Origin of the sequence: Streptomyces genisteinicus (assembly GCF_014489615.1) — a bacterium.
GTDB lineage: Bacteria > Actinomycetota > Actinomycetes > Streptomycetales > Streptomycetaceae > Streptomyces > Streptomyces genisteinicus.
Window position 1 is genome coordinate 487,963 of record NZ_CP060825.1, and the last position, 19,080, is coordinate 507,042.

At 74.1% G+C, this 19,080-nt stretch carries 11 protein-coding genes; 5 read left to right on the forward strand and 6 right to left on the reverse strand.

Annotated features, from left to right (window positions below):
- Positions 1 to 104: 104 nt before the first annotated feature.
- On the reverse strand, positions 105 to 596 hold the full coding sequence (locus tag IAG43_RS02175; protein ID WP_187739047.1) for a GNAT family N-acetyltransferase: 492 nt from the start codon (positions 594 to 596) through the stop codon (positions 105 to 107).
- A 292-nt stretch (positions 597 to 888) separates the two neighbouring features.
- Entirely contained in the window at positions 889 to 1,611 is a 723-nt protein-coding gene (locus IAG43_RS02180) for a siderophore-interacting protein (protein WP_187739048.1), read from the reverse strand.
- Between the two features lie 185 nt (positions 1,612 to 1,796).
- On the opposite strand from IAG43_RS02180, the gene IAG43_RS02185 reads away from it, so the two are divergent.
- Entirely contained in the window at positions 1,797 to 4,418 is a 2,622-nt protein-coding gene (locus IAG43_RS02185; RefSeq protein ID WP_187739049.1) for a GNAT family N-acetyltransferase, read from the forward strand.
- Positions 4,419 to 4,527: 109 nt separating this feature from the next.
- Here IAG43_RS02185 and ligA read toward each other — a convergent pair whose 3' ends face one another.
- On the reverse strand, positions 4,528 to 6,669 hold the full coding sequence (gene ligA, locus IAG43_RS02190; RefSeq protein WP_187739050.1) for an NAD-dependent DNA ligase LigA: 2,142 nt from the start codon (positions 6,667 to 6,669) through the stop codon (positions 4,528 to 4,530).
- A 140-nt stretch (positions 6,670 to 6,809) separates the two neighbouring features.
- The gene (locus IAG43_RS02195) at positions 6,810 to 7,343 is read right to left on the reverse strand and encodes a GNAT family N-acetyltransferase (protein ID WP_187739051.1); all 534 of its coding nucleotides are present in this window, start codon (positions 7,341 to 7,343) and stop codon (positions 6,810 to 6,812) included.
- 263 nt (positions 7,344 to 7,606) lie between these two features.
- On the opposite strand from IAG43_RS02195, the gene IAG43_RS02200 reads away from it, so the two are divergent.
- Positions 7,607 to 9,043, forward strand: a complete 1,437-nt coding sequence (locus tag IAG43_RS02200) for a PP2C family protein-serine/threonine phosphatase (protein WP_187739052.1) — start codon at positions 7,607 to 7,609, stop codon at positions 9,041 to 9,043.
- Positions 9,044 to 9,188: 145 nt separating this feature from the next.
- Here IAG43_RS02200 and IAG43_RS02205 read toward each other — a convergent pair whose 3' ends face one another.
- Positions 9,189 to 10,685 (reverse strand): DNA-binding protein NsdB, encoded by a 1,497-nt coding sequence (locus tag IAG43_RS02205; RefSeq protein ID WP_187739053.1) that lies wholly within the window; start codon positions 10,683 to 10,685, stop codon positions 9,189 to 9,191.
- A gap of 235 nt (positions 10,686 to 10,920) precedes the next feature.
- On the opposite strand from IAG43_RS02205, the gene IAG43_RS02210 reads away from it, so the two are divergent.
- The 3 genes from IAG43_RS02210 to IAG43_RS02220 all read left to right on the forward strand — a co-directional run bounded on the left by IAG43_RS02210 (position 10,921) and on the right by IAG43_RS02220 (position 16,705).
- Positions 10,921 to 12,045: an aminoglycoside phosphotransferase family protein gene (locus IAG43_RS02210; RefSeq protein ID WP_187739054.1), complete on the forward strand. Its 1,125-nt coding sequence runs from the start codon at positions 10,921 to 10,923 to the stop codon at positions 12,043 to 12,045.
- 253 nt (positions 12,046 to 12,298) lie between these two features.
- Positions 12,299 to 14,284, forward strand: coding sequence for an N-acetylmuramoyl-L-alanine amidase (locus IAG43_RS02215; protein WP_187739055.1), 1,986 nt, complete (start codon positions 12,299 to 12,301; stop codon positions 14,282 to 14,284).
- A gap of 189 nt (positions 14,285 to 14,473) precedes the next feature.
- Positions 14,474 to 16,705 (forward strand): terpene synthase family protein, encoded by a 2,232-nt coding sequence (locus tag IAG43_RS02220; RefSeq protein ID WP_187739056.1) that lies wholly within the window; start codon positions 14,474 to 14,476, stop codon positions 16,703 to 16,705.
- On the opposite strand, the gene IAG43_RS02225 is transcribed toward IAG43_RS02220, so the two are convergent.
- The gene (locus IAG43_RS02225) at positions 16,681 to 19,008 is read right to left on the reverse strand and encodes a glycoside hydrolase family 95 protein (RefSeq protein WP_187739057.1); all 2,328 of its coding nucleotides are present in this window, start codon (positions 19,006 to 19,008) and stop codon (positions 16,681 to 16,683) included. The two genes, IAG43_RS02220 and IAG43_RS02225, sit on opposite strands and share 25 nt — an antisense overlap.
- Positions 19,009 to 19,080 lie beyond the last annotated feature (72 nt).

Genomic DNA, 19,080 nt, shown 5'->3' on the forward strand with positions numbered 1-19,080 from the left:
CCTCTCCACCGGGCGGATACCGCGCGCCGGCGGGGGCCGGCCCGCTCCATGTGTCACCCTACGCCGGTGTCGCGGGCCCCACCGGGAGGAGCCTCGGTGGCCCTTCAGGCCACGGGGAGTTCGAGTTCGGGCCTGTCCCAGGGCACCGCGGGCGGCGCGGCGGGCACGGTGCCGGTCCTGCGGGCGCCGATTCCGAGGTAGAAGCCGACGGACGGCGGGTGGGAGACGATGCGGACCGCCGTCAGGCCGGCCTCGCGTGCCCGTGCGGCGAGGTGGCCGGCGAGCAGCCGTCCGATGCCGCGGCCCTGGGCCTCGTCGGCGACGAACATGAGGTCCAGTTCGGGCGGGGAGAGCACCAGGGCGTAGAAGCCGAGCACCCGCCCGTCCACGCCGACGGCGGCGTACACCTCGTGCGCCTCGATGTAGCCGGGCCCGACGGTGTAGCCCTCGACCATCGCGGCCCAGTGCCCCCGGTAGGCGCCCGAGGAGCGGACGATCCGGGTGAGGCGCCGGGCGTCGCGCGCGGTCGCCCTGCGGATCCGCACGGTGTCGCCGTCGCGGGGTCCGCGGCCGTGCGGGGTCGGGCGCGCTGTCATGGTCCGAGTATGACGCCCCTGTGCCCGCGCGGGCTGCGGGTGCGGTGCCCCCCGTGCGGGCACGGGTGCGGGTGACCGCTCCCCCGTGCCCTGGGCGTGCGGGCTCGGTCCGCCCGTGCGGCGAGTGAGCCGAAGGGGCGCGGCGGTGCCGAAAGGGAGAGCGCGCGGAGGTCCCGAGGAACGAGGGACCGAGCACGGTCGACCGTCGGGACCGTCTGGAGCGCCCCGGAGGCGAACCGAGCCACCGAAAAGGCAGGCGCCCCGGAGGCGAACCGAGCCCTGAACAAGAAGGTCACGCCCGCCAGTAACCGAGGGCGTGTACGCGGTCCTTGGGGAGGGCGAGTTCCTTGCGGGCGAAGGCACCGAGGGTGCGGGTGGTCGCGGTGTCGCAGGCGATCCACAGGTAGGCGCCGTCGCGGTCGGCGGCGAGTTCCGGCAGGGCGGTCCGCACCGCTTCGACGAGGTGGGCTCCGCCGTCGCGGCGGGGGATGCGGCGGACCTCGTGACGCGCGGGGTCGATGCGCAGCGGAAGGTTCTCGTCCGTCGTGTGGGTGGTTTCGAACCAGATGGTGGCGGGTGTCGTGGGGAGCGCGTCGAGCAGGGAGTTGACGGCCGGCAGGGAGGCGGGGTCGCCGACGACGAAGAGGTGCGAGGGCAGTGGGTCGGGGACGCTGAAGCCGGTGCCCTGGAGTGTGGCTTCGACGGTGTCGCCGGGTGCGGCGGTGCGCGCCCATTCGCTCGCGCGTCCGTCGTGCAGGGCGAACTCCATGCTGAAGGTGCCTGCTTCTTCGTCGGCGTCGACGAGCGTGTAGGCGCGCTGGTGGGGTTTGTCGCCGTTCTCGAACCAGACGCGCACCCACATGGTGGGGTGGACGCCGGTCCGCGCGAGCATCCCGCCGTCGGTGAAGTGGACTCTGCGGTAGTGGTCGGTGACCTCTTCCGCGCCGGTGACGGTGAACGTGAAGTCCTTGCCGCGCATCAGTTTGAGGACGACGCCCTCCCAGCCATGCCCCACTGTGTCTCCTCCGTCGTGTCGTGCCGAGTGGCGCCGTGCCGTGCCGAGCGGCGCCGAGTCGTCGCGTGCCGTGGCGGGTCCTGCCGGACCGCGCCCCGACATGGCCGAGGAGCGGTGGCCGGAATTGTTTCTCGAACAGCCGTGCCTTAAGTTAGGTCAGCCTAACCTAAAGAGTGGGATTCAGTGTGAACAGAGCGCTTTTCCGGGACCCCTGGGGCATCCCGCATCTGAGGGCCGACAGCCCCGGGGAACTCGCCTACGCCCAGGGGCACAACGCGGCCGTCGACCGCGCCTGGCAACTGGAGGTCGACCGGCACCGCGCTCAGGGGACCTCCGCCGCCTTCCTGGGCGCCGACGCCCTCCCCTGGGACCGGTTCGCCCGGATGTCGCGCATCGAGGACACGGCCCGGCGCTGCCACGCCTCCCTCTCCGAGGAGACGGCCGCCTGGATCGCCCGGTACGTCGACGGCGTCAACGACGGTCTCCCCGCAGGGGCCGCCCGGGCGCCGCAGTTCACCGCCACCGGCCTCGCGCCCGGCCGGTGGGAGGTGTGGACGCCGATCGCGGCCTGGCTGTCGACCCACATCCTGTTCGCCGGATTCCCGACCAAGCTCTGGCGCGAGGAGGTGGCACGGGTCCTCGGCGACGACGCCGCCTGCCTCTTCGCCACCGACGGCCCCGGCACCGCGGGCAGCAACGGCTGGCTGGTGCCCGGTGACCGCACCGCGTCCGGGGCCGCGCTGATCGCCGGAGATCCGCACCGCTTCATCGAGGACCCGGGCATCTACCAGCAGATCCGGCTGGCCTGCCCCGAGTTCGACGTCGTCGGGCTCGCCGTGCCCGGCGTCCCGGGCATCGCCCACTTCGGCCACACCGGCTCGGTCGCCTGGGCGATCACCAACGCCATGGCCGACTACCAGGACCTCTACCGGGAGCGCCTGCGAAGACGGGGCCCGCACGTGGAGGCGTTCGGGCCCGACGGCTGGCGCCCGGCCGCGGTGCACGCGGAGGTCGTCGAGGTCGCCGGCCAGGACCCCGTCACCGTGGAGGTCGTGGAGACCGAACGCGGCCCGGTCGTCGCCTGGGACGCCGACTCCGGCGAGGCCATCAGCCTGCGCTGCCCCGCCCGTGCCGACGGCGACATCGGCTTCGACGCGCTCCCCGCTCTGCTGCGCGCACGGACCGTCGAGGACGTGGACCGGGCGGTGGACCGCTGGGTCGAACCCGTCAACGTCGTCCAGGCCGCGGACACCGGTGGCGGGCTGCTCCACCGGGTGGCCGGCCGGGTGCCGCGCCGCCACCACCTCAACCGGATCCGGGTGGTCCCCGCCTGGGAGGCGCGCCACGCCTGGACCGGCACATACGAGACGATGCCGCGGGCGGCCGTCGACGGTGTCGCCGTCATGGCCAACCAGCGCGGCATCGCCGCCCCGCTCGGCGTCGAGTTCGCCCCCCGCCACCGGGCCGCCAGGATCCGCGAACTCCTGGACGCCGGCACGGCCTGGACGGGTCCGGGCATGGCCGGCATCCACACGGACACCCGGCTGGGCTCGGCCGAGCCGCTGATCGCCCTCCTCGCCGGACTCGGCGGCCTCTCCCCTGCGGCGGCCCGGCTGCGCGAGCGGCTGCTCGCCTGGGACCGGCACATGGCCGTGGACAGCGAGGAGGCCGCCGCGTTCGCGGCCCTGCGCTCCGCCGCGGTGCGCCGGGTGGCGGCCCTGCCCGTCCTCGCGCCCCTGGCCGCCGCCTCCCCGCTGCCCGAGGTCTTCCGCCCCTGGCTCGCCCTGGTGCCCCGCGTCGCCTACGCACTGGAACGGCTGCTCGCCCCCGACGCGCTGCCCGGGCTCGACGCCCCGCGGCTCGTGCGCGAGGCGGCCGAGGAGGCGGCCGTCCTCGGCACCGGGGTCTGGGGCGACACCCACCGGCTCGCCCCGTGGCAGGCACTCCCCGACCCGCCGGAGGGCGGATGGCCCGCCCTGCCCGGGGACTTCGACTGCGTGCTGTCCACCTCCAGCGTCCCGGGCATCACCGACCTGAGCGCCCGGGGCCCCGCCGCCCGCTACGTGTGGGACCTGGCACGCCGCGAGGACAGCCTGTGGATCGTCCCGCTCGGCGCGTCGGGCGTCCCGGGCGACCCCCACCAGCGTGACCAGCTGCCCCGGTGGGCGGCCGGAGAACTCGTCCCGGTGATCACCGACTGGGACCGCCTGACCGAGGAGAAGCAGATGACCGCGTCCGAAGCCCGTCCCCGCGAGGCCGTGCACGAGCAGCACGCCGACGGCTTCGGCACCGTCCGCGTCCTCCCGCTGGACCCGGTCGCCGACCTCGACACCGTCCACGGCTGGGTCACCGAGGAGCGGGCCCGCTTCTGGGGCATGCTCGGGCACACCCGCGAGCAGGTGCGGGAGATCTACGAGTTCGTGGACTCCCTGCCCACCCACCACGCCTTCCTGGTCCTTCTCGACGGGGAGCCTGCCGCGCTGTTCCAGACGTACGAGCCGGACGCCGACCCGGTCGGCGAGTGCTACGACGTCGAGCCCGGGGACTTCGGCGTCCATCTGCTGCTGGCCCCCGCGGCCGGGGAGGGCCGTCCGGGCTTCACCTGGGCCCTGATGCAGGTGCTGATGGCGTACTGCTTCGGCGACGAGAAGAACCTGCGCGTCGTCGTGGAGCCCGACGCCGCCAACGAGAAGGCGATCGAGCGGATGGTCCGCTCCGGCTTCGTCCTCGGGCCCGTGATCGACAAGCCCGAGAAGCGTGCGCAGCTGGCCTTCCTCCACCGCGAGGTCTACGACCGCCACGCCTGAGGCCGGCGGGGCGTCCCGGCGCGCGCCCCGGGCGGGCGTGACCGGTTCCGCCCGCCGGTCACGCGGCCCGCTCCCGTGCCGGGGTCCCGGCACGGGAGCGGAACCGGGCTCAGGACGCCGGGGGAAGGAAGTCCGCCACCGTCGCGGCGAACTCGTCGGGCGTGACGATCCTGATGCCCAGCTGCGCCGCCTTCTCCCGCTTCGAGCCCGCTCCCTCACCGGCGACCAGCAGCGTGGTGCGCTTGGAGACACTGGACGAGGACCTGCCGCCGGCGCGCTCGACGAGCTCGTTCATCTGGTTGCGGGAGAGCTTCTCCAGGGCGCCGGTCATCGCCCCGGTGACCACGACGGCCGCGCCGGCCAGCGGACCGGCGGCCGCGGGCTCCCGCGCCTCCTCCCCCGGACCGCCGCCGTCCGTGCCGCCGGTGCCGTCCGCCGCGGGCGGCGCGGGCGGCGTGGCGCCCGGCTCGGTCATGTTGACCCCGGCGGCGACCAGACGGTCGATCAGCGGGGCCAGTCCGGCCAGTTCCGCCACGACCGTCCGCGCCTTCTCCGCGCCGATGCCCTCGACACCCTGCAACGCCTCGGCGTCCGCGGCCCGTATGTGCTCCATGTCCGCGAAGTGCCGTGCGATGCGGCGGGACATGGAGCGCCCGGTGCCGCGCACCCCGAGGGCGCAGAACACCCGCGACAGCGGCCGCCCCTTCGCGCCCTCGATAGCGGCGAGCAGGTTGTCGGTGCTGGTCCCGCCCATCCGGTCCAGGGTCAGCAGCTGCTCCCGGGTCAGCAGGAACAGGTCCGCCAGGTCCGACACCAGCCCGGCGTCCACCAACTGGACGACACGGGTGGTGCCGAGACCCTCGATGTCCAGCTGGTCGCGGCCCGCCGCGTACGAGACGGAGGCCACCACCCGGCAGTCGCGGCCGCGTTCGCAGCGCCAGCGCTGCTCGGAGGTGTCGATGCCCGAGCCGCACTGCGGGCAGACGGACGGGAACTCGACCGCCCGCTCGGCGCCCGTGCGCAGGTGCGCGACCGGCGCCTCGACGCGCGGGATGATGTCGCCCGACTTGTGGACCATGACCCGGTCACCGATCCGCAGGTCGCGGCGGGTGATGTCCGCGGGGTTGTGAAGGGTGGCGTAGGTGACGGTCGACCCGTCGATCTCGACGGGCTCCAGGACCGCGCGCGGCGCGATGACGCCGGTGCGCCCGACGTTCCACTCCACGCCGAGGAGGGTGGTCACCTTCTCCACCGCGGGCAGCTTGTAGGCGACGGCCCACCGCGGGGCCCGTGAGCCCGACCCGGCCTCGGCCCGGTCCGCCGCGGGGTCCGCCTTGACGACGATGCCGTCGATGCCGAACGGCAGCCCGGGGCGGGCCGCCGCGATCTCCTCGATCCTGGCCGGGACGTCCTCGGCCGCGGCCACCACCCGCGGGGCGACCTCCGTGGTCGCGGCGGTGTGCACGCCGAGCCGGACGACCTCGGCCATGACGGCGCTGTGCGGCAGCTCGGCGAGACGGGCGGCCAGGCCGGGGGCGGTGCCGGGCAGGGCGAGCGCCCCGTAGCCGAAGAACGTCATCTCCACCCGGTAGGCGCGGTCCCTGGCGCGCAGGGTGCCGGCCGCGCCGTTGCGCGGGTTGGCGAACGGGGCGGCTCCGTGGGCGGTGCGGGCGGCGTTGGCCTGCTCGAACTGCTCCTGGGTCATCAGCACTTCGCCGCGTATCTCCAGGGTGACCGGCTCGGCGAGCGCGTCGGGCAGCCCGATCACCGTGCCCACGGCGTGCGAGACGTCCTCGCCCGCCGTGCCGTCGCCCCGGGTGATCAGCCGGGTGAGCCGGCCGTCCTCGTACCGGGCGGCCACGGCGAGGCCGTCGAGCTTGGGCTCGACGCTCCACGCGGCGACGGTCCGCCCGATGCGGCGCTCCAGGGAGGCCGTCCAGGCGGTCAGCTGCTCGGCGGAGAAGACGTTGTCCAGGGAGAGCATGGGGACGGTGTGCGGCACGTCCCCGACGGCCGCGCCCCCCGCGACCTTGCCCGTGGGCGAGTCGGCGGCGACCTCCTCCGGGTGGGCCGCCTCCCAGGCGGCGATGCCCCGGGCGAGACGGTCGTAGGCGTCGTCGTCGAGGGCGCTCTCGCCCGTCGCGTAGTACGCGGCGGCGGCGCGGGAGGCGGTCGCGACCGCTTCCGCATAGGCGGCGGCGTCGGCGATCACGGCCGCGGGAGCCGCGGAAACGGCAGGTGAAGTCGTCATGGCTCCATCCTGCCGCCCACCACTGACAGCCCGGCCGGGGCCGTCGCGGGCGGCTGCCGGCCGGTGGGCCGGGGGCGTCGCCGGCCGGGCCTCCCGTCCGGATCCCGACGGGCTCGCGTGCCCCGGTGCGGGCGAAGGGCCTACGCCTCGAACTCGGTGAGGTCGATGGCGAGGATCCGCAGGGGGAAGCCGAGCTCCGGGTGCTCCGTCTCGCGTTCGAACGTCATGCCCAGCTTGCGGGCGACGTTCTCCGACGCGGTGTCACCCACCCGGAGGACGGCGACGACCCGCTCCAGACCGCGGTCCTGGAGGGCGAACTCCAGGGTGGCGTGCGCCGCCTCCGAGGCGTATCCCTGCCCCCGGAACTGCGGTCCAAGTCGCCACTCGACCGCCACCTCGTGCCCGAGGTCCGGCAGCTGGGCGGGGACGGTCAGGCCGACGGCTCCGGCGAGCTCGCCCGAGGCGAGGAGTTCGACGGCGAAGACGCCGAAGCCCTCGTCGTCCCACTCCTCCTCCCACCGCTCGATCGTCTCCGCCGCCGCATCGGCGTCGAGCACCGACCCGTCGCCGATCCACCGCATGACCCGGGGGTCGGCGTGGAGGTCCGCCAGGGCGGCGAGGTCGGAATCGTCCCAGCGGCGCAGCAGCAGGCGGGGGGTGCGGATCTCAGTCATGGCGTCCATCCTGCCGCACCGGAGCGGGGGACTCCGCCCGGTGCCGGCTCCTGGCCCGTGCAGCAGTTCGAGGCCGTCGGCACCGCGTGCGAACGGATCGCACGAACAGACTGGCGACCGACCGAGGGCCGGTGGCATATGTCAAAGGCACCACCGGATCGAGTGTTGCCAAATGGCTTACGGCCCTTCGCCGCCTGTGCAACAGTCGTACACGGTCCCTGTTCGAGACCTGGCCGTGGCCGCGCCCTGTATCGGAGTACCAGATGCCGTCCCATGTGTTCGCGGACCGTCCCGCCCAGCCGCCCGAGCGCGGCGCCATGGACGCCCTGATCACGCGTACGCGCAGACTCCGCGGAGATCTGGAGGCGGTGCGCCGTGGCACGGAGGCACAGGACGACCCCCGGGGCCGCTGGCAGCGGGCGCTGTGCGACCTGGCGGTCCATCAGCTCGACGACCTCGGCAGCCACTTGGACCAGCTCAGGGAAGGGGAACCCGCCTCCGCCACCGACGCCGCCGATGCCTCCGACGACGTACTCGCCGAGTACGCGGCCGACGAGGCCGCCCGGCCGGGCTCGCTGCTGAGCCGGGTCGGCAGCGCCGAGTGGAACCTGCTGACGGACGAGGTCAGCTGGTCCGACGAGCTGTTCCAGATCCTCGGGCGCGACCCGGCGGGCGGAGCGATGTCCCTCGACGAACTGCCGTCCCTCGTCTTCGCCGAGGACCAGGGGCTGCTGACCACCGTGGTGACGGACTGCCTGGTCGACGGGCGGCCCATCGACGAGGAGTTCCGCGTCGTGCGGCCCGACGGCCGGCTGCGCACCGTGCACATGATGGGCGAACCGGTCCTCGACGCGGACGGCTGCACCGCGTCGATGTGGGCCGTCGTGCGCGACGTCAGCGAACTGCGCCGCAGCCAGCGGGCGGTGCGCGAGAGCCAGGACTCGTTCCAGCGCCGCCGCCACGCCGAACTGACCGAACGCCGGCTCGCCGTGGAGATGCAGGAGGCGGTGCTGCCCCCGTGGCGCGGGTCCCTCCAGCTCCCCGTGGCCGGCCCTGCCTCCCTCGACGTCGCCGCCCACTACCTGCCGTCCGCGAACGGCGCGCTCATCGGCGGCGACTGGTACGACGCGCTCCAGCTGCCCGGCGGGGAATCCCTGCTGAGCGTCGGCGGCCTCACCGGCCACGGCGTCACGGCGACCTCCTCGATGGCCGTGCTGCTCGGCGCGGTGCGCGGCATGGCCGTCGCCGGCATCCGGCCGGGGCAGCTGATGTCCCACCTCAACCACCTGCTGGACACGGCTCCCCAGCCGGCCCTGGGCAGCGCGCTGTGCTGCCGCTACGACCCCGTCACCCGCGTGCTGAGCCGGGCGCAGGCGGGGCACCCCGCCCCCCTGCTGTTCCGCGACGGGACGGGGTGTGCGCTCACGACGCTGGACGGCGTCCTGCTCGGCGCGACCGGCGCCGCCGCGTACGAGGAGGCCGAGGTCGCCCTCCTCCCCGGCGACCTGCTCGTCATGTACACGGACGGGCTGACGGGCACGGCGGCGGAGCGGGACGCGGCAGACCGGCTGACGGCACTGGCAGCACGGTTCACCGGGGCCCGGGACGCACAGGAATGCGTCAGGGTCGTGGTGGAGGAGTTCGGTCAGGGCGCACGCGAGGGCGACGCCTGTGTACTGGTGGCACGGGTCACCGCCTGACAGCTGACGCCGACGGCGGGCCGACGGTCCTTCCGGGAGCGACGCCCGCACCCGTCCCGGCGAACCGGATCCAGCGACGCCCGCACCCGTCCCCGCGGACCGGACCGGGAGACGCAGACCGCTCCGTCGCGCCGTGCGTCCGCCCTCAGGTCTCCGTGCGCCGGGGCCTCGCGGCCGACGCCTGTTGCGGCATCGCCAGCTGGATCTCCTCGCGCAGGTTCTCGATCTTCGCGTACCCCGCGTACTGGCCGGTCAGCCGGTACATCTCGCGCAGCCGGTCCCATGTCCGGTGCGAGGAGGTCTCCCCCATCGACACCAGGGCCAGCCGGGCGTAGCGGTCCGCCTGTTCGGGATCGTCCGCGATGAAGCAGGCCGAGGCGAGCGAGATGTAGTCGAAGATCTTCGACCGCTGGCGTCCGCCTTCGCGCAGCTGCAGCGCCTGCCGGGCGTGCTGCTGCGCGATGCCGGCGACGGAGGGGTCGTGGTCCGCGAGGGTGCGGTAGGCCAGGGCCTGCATGCCGTGCATGTCGGCCTCGTCGAACATCTGCATCCAACTGGGCGGCGGGACGTCGGACTTGTCGGAGACGAAGAGCTCCTCCGCTTCGCCCAGCGTCCGCCGCATCGCCTGTCCGTGGCCCATGGACGCCTGCGCCCACGCCTCGATGGTGTGCAGCATCGCCTGGGTGCGGGGCAGGGTCTGCTCCCCCGAGCCGGTCCTGGCGAGGTTCATCAGGTCCAGCGCGTCGTCCGGGCGGCCCAGGTGGACCATCTGGCGTGCGGCACGGGAGAGCGCCTCGCCCGCGCGGGGCCGGTCGCCGCCCTCGCGCGCCGCGTGCGCCGCGATGACGAAGTACTTCTGGGCGGTGGGTTCGAGGCCGACGTCGTGGGACATCCAGCCGGCGAGGACGGCGAGGTTGGCGGCCACGCCCCACAGCCGCCGCTGGAGGTGGTCGGGGTGGCGGTAGGCGAGCATGCCGCCCACCTCGTTGAGCTGTCCGACCACCGCCTTGCGCTGGAGCCCGCCGCCGCGGGCGGCGTCCCAGGCGCGGAAGACTTCGACCGAGCGTTCCAGGGCGTCGATCTCCTGCGATCCGATGGGGGCGGCCTCGTAGCGGTCGTACCCGGCGGAGTCGGCGTGCAGGAGGTCGGAGGGGCGGGTGGGGGGCCGGCCGGCGGGGTCGCTGCCCAGCCAGTCGTGCATGGCGCTGCTGAGTGCGGATCCGGCGGCGAGCGCCGCTCCCGCGCCCACCAGGCCGCGTCGGTTGAGCATGAGGTCCATTCCCGTGAATTCGGTGAGGACCGCAGCCGTACGGTCGGGCGCCCACGGCAGTCCGTCAGGGTTGTCACTTCCGCCCTGGACGTCCCGCCGCCTGCCTGCTCGCCCGCTCCGCGCGAACCCGAGGTCCTCGATGGTCACGACACGACCGAGCCGCTCGGTGAAGAGTGCCGCCAGCACCTTGGGCACCGGATCGCGGGGGGACTCCCCCATGTCGATCCAGCGCCGCACGCGCGAGGTGTCCGTCGCCAGCTGCGGATGCCCCATGGCTGCCGCCTGCCGGTTCACGAGTCTCGCGAGTTCGCCCTTGGACCAGCCGGCCAGGCCGAACAGGTCGTTCAGGCGGGTGTTGGGTTCACCGCTCACGTCAAGCCCCCAGGTTCTCGGCTGAGTTGACAGTAACGGCCCGTGATGGGGGTGGCGACTATTCGCCAGGGTTCGCCAGGGTGCGCCAGATGGTGTGCCACCCGCGCCGGGGTGTCAGGTAGGAATGCGCCACCCCGCCCCGTCCGCCGGGGCACATTCCCCAGGGTGCTGCCTCTGGCATATGGGGCGGGGCGCGCACGCTACCTGTCGGCGCACGAAGGGATCTGTATCTCCCATGTACACAGCATCGTCCTCCGTGTCCGTCCCCTCCCGGCTCCAGCAGCGCACCGCTGTCCCGGCCGGCTCCGGACCGTTCCTCGGGCCCGCGCAGACCGCCCGGCCCCGCAGGGCCGCGGTCCCGGTGGGCCAGCCCGTCAGCGGGAGGATCGACCTGTCCGGCCCGCAGGGCGCGCAGCTGCGCAAGGCCGTGGCGTCGGTGCACCGCATCTGTCCCGAGTTCAACCCGGTCCAGGTGCTGCGGCGCAGCGGACGGTCCGTGCTGATCGTGGGGACGACCGGCCGCACGACCGCCGTGGCCAAGTGCTTACTGGACCAGTCGCCGGCGTGGGCCGAGAGCCTGAGGCACGAAATAGCTTCCTACCGTGCCTTCGTACGGCACCGGCCGCCGGTCCGGGCGCCTCGGCTGATCGCCGCCGACCCGGAGAACTGCACCCTCGTCGTCGAGCGGATGCCGGGCCGGCCGGCGGCGCTGAGCCGGCATCCGCTGGAGGCGCCGCCCCGGGCGGACCTGCGGGCCGTCCTGGGCGCGGTCGTCCGCCTCAACTCCTGGCGCCCGCCCGCGGGGATGTTCGACGCCCCGCTCGACTACGGCTCCCGGATCTCCCGCTATCACGAGCTCGGCCTCTTCACCGACCGTGACCTCGGCGACCTCCAGAAGCTGCTGCACGGGGTCGCCCAGGCGGGCGGACGGCAGGGGACGGGGCAGTTCTGCCACGGCGACGCGCTGCTCTCGAACATCCTCCTCTCCCCCACCGGTCCGGTGCTCGTCGACTGGGAGCACGCGGGCTGGTACCTGCCCGGATACGACCTGGCGACGCTCTGGTCGGTGCTCGGCGACGCCCCGATGGCACGCCGTCAGATCAGCCAGCTGGCACAGCAGCAGGGCACGGCGGCGCGTGACGCGTTCCTCGTCAACCTGATGATCGTGCTGACGCGGGAGATCCGGACGTACGAGACCGCGGTGCAGCGCACCATGCGGGAGGCCGCCCCGGTGACCGCCGCCCAGCCCGCGGCCTCCGGGATGGCCGCGGGAGAGGAGCAGCGGCTGCTGCTGCGGCGGCTGCACGACGACTGCGCGCTCGCCCGCAGGGCGGTGCGCGCGGCGGTCGGGACCCGCTGACGGCCCCGCGTCCGTGCGTCGTGCGCCCCGGTGTGTCGGCACCGGGGCGCACGGCACGCGTGCGTCCTCCACCGGTCCACGCCTGTGACGCGTCGCAGGCCCGGGGCCCGTCACCGCGAAAGCCGGCCCGATACACCGTCCGTACCGTTGCTGACGTGCGCAGTTGTCGTTGTGGAGCCTGATTGACGGATCGTCCGCGAACCGCTACCCCTGTACGGGTCCGGCCGCGCACCATCCGTCTCTGGAGGCTGCATTGCAAGGATCGGTCCCCGCACGTCCCGACCGCCCCCGACGGCGTGCGCCGCGCGCACGGACCGCCGGCGCCGCGGTGGCCGTGGGCGCCCTGCTGCTCCCGCTGCTGTCCTCGGGCCCGGCCGCGACCGCTGGCGGCACCGAGTCGCCGACCGCGCTCCAGCGCGCGTTCGCGGACGCGGCCGAGGAGTACGGCGTGCCGCAGAGCGTGCTGCTCGGTGTCTCGTACCTCCAGTCCCGCTGGGACGGGCACGGCGGCGCCGCCAGCGTCACCGGCGGCTACGGACCGATGCACCTCACCGACGCCCGGACCGCCCTGGCCGAGGCCCCGCACCACTCGCACGGCACGGAGGACGCGCGCGGCGACGCGTCGCGCCCGGTGCGCGCGGTCGCGGACGCCGCCCTGCCCGACCCCGCCCGGCTGCCCGCACGGCTGCGGACACTGGAACGGGCGGCCGGTCTCTCCGGCATCCCGGCCGGGGATCTGCGGGAGGACGTCTCGGCCAACGTGCGCGGCGGCGCGGCGCTGCTGGCCGACGCCCAGAAGAGCCTGGGGTTGCCGGCGAGCGCCGATCCCGGCGACTGGTACGGGGCGGTCGCCCGCTTCTCCGGCGCGGACGACACGGCCACGGCGACGGTCTACGCCGACGACGTGTTCGACGTGATCGCCACGGGCCAGGCGCGGACCACCGACGCCGGTCAGCGCGTGGTGCTCCCGGCCCGGCCCGGCACGGCGCCCGACCGGTCGCAGGCCGCGGCCCTCGGGCTGCGCACGGCGGACTCCTCGCGCACCGAGTGCCCGCGGACGGTGGCGTGCGAGTGGATCCCGGCGCCCTACGAGGAGTTCGGGGAGGGCGACTACGGGAACCACGACAAGGGCGACCGGCCGAGGTCGCAGTCGGTCGAGTACATCGTGGTGCACGACACGGAGGCCACCTGGGACACCACGCTCCAGCTCGTGCAGAACCCCGAGTACGTGTCGTGGCAGTACTCGCTGCGGTCCTCCGACGGGCACATCGCCCAGCACGTGCCGCTGAAGGACGTCGCCTGGCACGCCGGGAACTGGTACGTCAACGCCAAGTCGGTGGGTCTGGAGCACGAGGGCTTCCTGGTGGCCCCGGACGCCTGGTACACGGAGGCGATGTACCGCACCTCGGCCCGGCTGGTGCGGTACCTCGCCCAGCGCTTCGACATCCCGCTGGACCGGCAGCACGTCATCGGTCACGACAACGTGCCGGGCACCACGACGGCCACGATCCGCGGGATGCACACGGACCCCGGCCCGTACTGGGACTGGGCCCACTACTTCCGTCTGCTGGGGCGGCCGCTGACGCCGTCCGCGGGACCGGACAGCGGGGTGGTCACCGTCCATCCCGAGTACGACGCCCACCGGCCGCTGTACACGGGCTGCGTCCGCGCCGGCGAGGCCTGCGCGCCGCACGGCTCGGGCGCGGTGCGCCTGCACACCGGGCCCGGCGAGGACACGCCGCTGGTACGGGACATCGGTCTGCGGCCCGACGGCTCGGCCTCGACGGACGGGGTCAACGACACGGGCGCCCGGGCCTCGACGGGCCAGCAGTACGCGGTGGCGGAGCGCCGGGGCGACTGGACCGCGATCTGGTACCTGGGGCAGAAGGCGTGGTTCCACAACCCGCGCACCCAGCCCACCGCGGTCGCCTCGCGCGGGGTCGTGGTGACACCCAGGGACGGGCTCGACCAGGTGCCGGTGTACGGCAGGGCGTACCCCGAGGCGTCGGCGTACCCGGCCGGGGTGCCCGTCCAGGCGGTCTCCCCGCTGCCGTACACGCTCGGGGCGGGCCAGCGGTACGTGGCCGGTGACCGCACCCCGGGCGAGTACCTGTACGCACCGACGTTCGACACCTCGGTGCACCGGGTGGTGCGCGGTCAGGAGGAGTACGTCCAGATCCAGTTCGGGCACCGGGTGGCGTTCGTGAAGGCCGCCGACGTGCAGGTGGTGCGCAGGTGACGGGCGGGCGATGACCGGGTCGGGGTGCCGCCGCACGGGGGTCCGGCGGCGCCCCGCCCCACTCTTCGGGAACCGCGCCGGTATGACTATTCGCCCGGGTGCGTGCGGCCGTTCGGGCGGGGGTAGTGCTGGGCCGACCACGCAGCATCCGCGCCCGCGCGGTGACCCGGGGAAAGGCCCTCGATCCACATGGCACAGCCCTTCGTACTGCCGGACTTCTACGTCCCGTATCCGGCACGGCTCAATCCGCACGCGGCCGAGGCGCGGTCGCACACCACCGGCTGGGCCCGGCGGATGGGGATGCTGGAGGGGTCCGGCGTGTGGGAGGAGAGCGACCTCGAGGCGCACGACTACGCGCTGCTGTGCGCGTACACCCACCCGGACTGCGACGCGGCGGCACTGAGCCTGGTCACCGACTGGTACGTGTGGGTCTTCTTCTTCGACGACCACTTCCTGGAGCTCTTCAAGCGCTCGCAGGACCGGGCGGGCGCCCGGGCCTATCTGGAGCGGCTGCCCGCGTTCATGCCGATGGACTCCACGGCCGCCGTCCCGGAGCCGGTCAACCCCGTGGAGGCCGGTCTCGCCGACCTGTGGGCGCGCACGGTTCCGGCGATGTCCCCCGCGTGGCGCGTCCGGTTCGCCGAGGCGACGAGGAACCTGCTGGACGAGTCGATGTGGGAGCTGTCCAACATCGACGAGGGCCGCATCGCCAATCCGCTGGAGTACATCGAGATGCGCCGCAAGGTCGGCGGGGCTCCGTGGTCGGCGGGCCTGGTGGAGTACGCGGCGGGTGCGGAGGTGCCCGCCGCGGTGGCGGGCTCCCGGCCGCTGCGGGTGCTCCGCGACACGTTCTCCGACGCGGTGCACCTGCGCAACGACCTGTTCTCCTACCAGCGCGAGGTGGAGGACGAGGGCGAGAACAGCAACGGGGTGCTGGTGCTGGAGACCTTCCTCGGCTGCACCACGCAGGAGGCGGCGGAGGCGGTCAACGATCTGCTGACCTCCCGGGTCCAGCAGTTCGAGAACACCGCGCTGACCGAGGTCCCGGCGCTCTGCGCGGAGGAGGGCCTCGGCCCGGACGAGTGGGCGGCCGTCGCCGCGTACACCAAGGGCCTCCAGGACTGGCAGTCCGGCGGCCACGAGTGGCATCTGCGGTCCAGCCGCTACATGAACGGGGGCGGCGCACAGGAGACGCCGGCGGTGCCGGGAGGTCCCGGCACCGCGCGGCTCCCGGGGCCGCCCCGGTTCGGGGCGGCGGCGCAGGGTGTCCGCACGCTGTTCGGCCGCCCGGCCGCGGCCCGGCTGCGGACCCTCACCCACCGGCCGCGGGCGGTGGGGCCCTCGCTCCTGCCGGAGGCGCAGCTGCCGTTCCCGCTGACGCTCAGCCCCCATCTGGACGCCGCCCGCGCCGCGTGCGTCGCCTGGGCGAGCCGGACGGGCCTGCTGAACGACATCTGGGACGAGGCCCGGCTCACCGGGTTCGACCTGCCGCTCTGCGCGGCCGGACTGGACCCCGACGCCACCCGCGAGGAACTGGACCTCGCGTCCCAGTGGCTGACCTGGGGCACCTACGGCGACGACTGGTACCCCGTCGCCTACGGACGCGGCCGCGACCTGGCGGGGGCGAGGGCGGCCACCGAGCGGCTGAAGGGGTGCATGCCGCTCGGCGACCCGGCGGCGGGCGCCGCGGGCGCCGTCACCCCGATGGAACGCGGACTCGCCGACCTGTGGGCGCGCACGGCGGGGCCGATGACGCCGACGGCCCGCGCCGCGCTGCGCGAGTCGGTGGCCGTGATGCTGGACAGCTGGCTCTGGGAGCTGCACAACACGGCGCAGCACCGGGTGCCCGACCCGGTGGACTACATCGAGATGCGGCGCCTGACGTTCGGTTCGGACCTCACGATGACCCTCGCCCGGCTGCGGCAGGCGGACGCCCTGCCCCCGGAGGTCGCGGCAGGCGGACCGCTGCGCGGCCTGGAGCACGCGGCCATGGACTACGCCTGCCTGCTCAACGACCTCTTCTCGTACCAGAAGGAGATCGAGTACGAGGGCGAGATCCACAACGCGGTCCTGGTGGTGCAGACGTTCTTCGACTGCGACTACCCGACGGCGGCCGCGATGACCGAGGGGCTGATGGACGCGCGGCTGCGGGAGTTCCTCCATGTGAAGGAGCACGAGCTGCCGCTGCTCTGCGAGGACCTCGCCCTGGACGACCGGGCGAGGGCGGCGCTCGCCGCCCGGGTGCGGGAGCTGGAGGACTGGCTCGCGGGAATCCTCAACTGGCACCGCAAGGCGCGGCGTTACCGGGAGGAGGATCTGCGGGGCGGCTCGCTTCCGTGGCGGTTCGGCGCTCCTGCCGGGATCGGCACCTCAGCGGCGCGGTGGCGGCCGCCCGCTCATCCGCCGGCGGTGAGCGTGTAGGAGTCCCCCGCCCGGACGGTGAGCGTCCGCTCCCCCTCGGCGAAGAGCGAGGAGCGCACGGTCAGGGTGCCGGTGCGCTCCGCTCGGAGCACGACCCGGCGGGCCGTGCCGCCGGACCAGGAGATGTCCACGGCGGCCCCGCCGCGCGCCCGCAGACCGCGCACCTCGCCCGAGGGCCAGGCGGACGGCAGGGCCGGCAGGATCTCGATGACGCCGTGGTGGCTCTGGAGGAGCATCTCTGCGATGCCCGCGGTGGCGCCGAAGTTGCCGTCGAGCTGGAACGGCGGATGGTTGTCCCAGAGGTTGGGCAGGGTGGAGCCGCTCAGCTGTTCGCGGAACATGGCGTGGGCCCGGTCGCCCTGGTGAAGGCGCGCCCAGAAGTTGATCCGCCACGCCTTGGACCAGCCGGTGCCGCCGTCGCCGCGGGCGGCCAGGGACACCTCGGCGGCCTGTGCCCACCGGCTGCCCGGGACGATCTGCCGCCCGGGGTGGAGCGCGAAGAGGTGGGACACGTGCCGGTGGGTGTCGGCCGGGTCGTCGAGGTCGGCCTTCCACTCCTGGAGCTGGCCCCAGGAACCGATGCGCAGGCCCGGGTCGAGCCGTTCCAGCGCGTCCTCGACACGCCGGCGGAAGGCGGGGTCGTCGCCGAGTGTGCGCGAGGCCTCCACGGTGTTGGTGAACAGGTCGTGGACGATCTGCTGCGACATGGCGGGCCCGGCGGTGAAGTCGCCGTGCTCGGGCGAGTATCCGGGGGTGACCACCAGGGTGCCGTCGCGCGGATCGGTCCGCAGGACCGCGAGCCAGAACTCGGCGGCCTCCTTCATCACCGGGTAGGCGGTGTCGCGCAGGTACCGCGTGGAGCCGGAGAAGCGGTGGTGCTCGTAGAGCTGCTGGGTGAGCCAGGCCGCGGCCTCGGGGAACCAGAACGCGGTGTCCCAGTCGTGGACGCCGGTGAAGCCGTACGGATTGGTCTCGTTGTGCACGACCCAGCCGGGACTGCCGAACATCTCGCGTGCGGTGACCCGTCCGGGGGCGCGCAGGGCCTCGACGAACCGGTCGTAGGGCACGGCCGTCTCGGGGAGCGCGGTGACCTCGGCGGGCCAGTAGTTCATCTGGATGTTGATGTTGGTGTGGTAGTCGCCGGCCCAGGGCGGCCGGGTGGAGTCGTTCCACACGCCCTGGAGGTTGGCGGGCAGCGAGCCGGCCCGCGAGGAGGCGATGAGGAGGTAGCGGCCGTACTGGAAGACCAGTGCCTCCAGGGCGCGGTCGGCCGCGGCCGCGGTCGCGCCGGACCGGCCGGGCGCGGTGCAGGCGGCGAGCAGTTCGTCGGTGGGAAGGTCCGGCGGCCGCTGTCCGATGTCGAGCGAGACCCGGCCGAACAGGGCGCCGTGGTCGGCCGTGTGCTCGGCCCGCAGCCGTTCGTACGGGAGGGCCGCGGCGGCGTCGACGGTCGCGGTGACGGTGTCGTGGGGGTCGGGTCCGCGGTACGACGGGTAGGTGTCGGCGTAGTCGGTGCCCGCCGCGAGCACGAAGTGCGCGCTGTCCGCCCCGTGCACGGTGAGCGTGCCGTCGTCTCCCGCGGTGACGGTGCCGCCCCGGGCGATCACCCTGATCTGGGCCTCGAAGCGCAGACCGTTGTCGGCGAGGCGGCCGCGGACGGTGAGCCGGTCGCCTTCGGCGGTGACCGTCCGGTCCGGGTGCGGCGAGGTGTGGCGGAGGGTGAAGCCGGTGCGGCCGGGGCGGTCCGCGCCGAAGCGGCCCGCGATCACTCCGGCGGGCCAGGACGCGAAGAACTCGCGTGTCCAGGTGGTGCCTTGGCTGGAGTAGGTGACCCCGGCCAGGGCGGTGGCGAGGTCGAGGGTGCGCCGGTACGAGGCGTCGGGTGCGCCGGGGGCGTCGGGCACGGTGAACAGGAGCTCGCCGAGGACCTGGTACGCGCCGTAGCCGCGCTTCGGGCGGCCGAGCCGGGCGGCCGCCTCGGCGGGCGTCAGGCTGCCCTCGTCGTCCAGGCGTGCCTGGACCAGGGCGAGGGCGCGGGGCCCCGGGGCGGCGGCGCCGCCGTTGCTGTGGTCGCCACCGCCGCCGTTGCCGTGGTCGTAGCCCTCCGCGGAGCCGGGACCGCCGGTCCAGAGCGTCTTCTCGTTGAGGGTGAGCCGTTCGGTCGCGAGCGTCCCGTGGACGCTCGCGCCGAGAGCGCCGTTGCCCACGGGCAGCGACTCGCGCTCCCAGTCGGCGGCGGGCTTCCGGTACCACAGAAGCAAGTCATCGGACCTGTGGACGGCTTCGGCCTCGCCATCGGGCATCCCGCCGACCGGTCCGCGCTCTTCTCCAGCACCCGTGTTGGTGGTCACGACGACATCACCGACGCTCCTGCA

Bases quoted from the DNA above. Each gene is read 5' to 3' on its own strand.
- IAG43_RS02175 (WP_187739047.1), bottom strand. From the start codon at position 596: ATGACAGCGCGCCCGACCCCGCACGGCCGCGGACCCCGCGACGGCGAC.
- ligA (WP_187739050.1), bottom strand. From the start codon at position 6,669: ATGACGACTTCACCTGCCGTTTCCGCGGCTCCCGCGGCCGTGATCGCC.
- IAG43_RS02195 (WP_187739051.1), bottom strand. From the start codon at position 7,343: ATGACTGAGATCCGCACCCCCCGCCTGCTGCTGCGCCGCTGGGACGAT.
- IAG43_RS02200 (WP_187739052.1), top strand. From the start codon at position 7,607: ATGCCGTCCCATGTGTTCGCGGACCGTCCCGCCCAGCCGCCCGAGCGC.
- IAG43_RS02210 (WP_187739054.1), top strand. From the start codon at position 10,921: ATGTACACAGCATCGTCCTCCGTGTCCGTCCCCTCCCGGCTCCAGCAG.
- IAG43_RS02220 (WP_187739056.1), top strand. From the start codon at position 14,474: ATGGCACAGCCCTTCGTACTGCCGGACTTCTACGTCCCGTATCCGGCA.
- IAG43_RS02225 (WP_187739057.1), bottom strand. From the start codon at position 19,008: ATGCCCGATGGCGAGGCCGAAGCCGTCCACAGGTCCGATGACTTGCTT.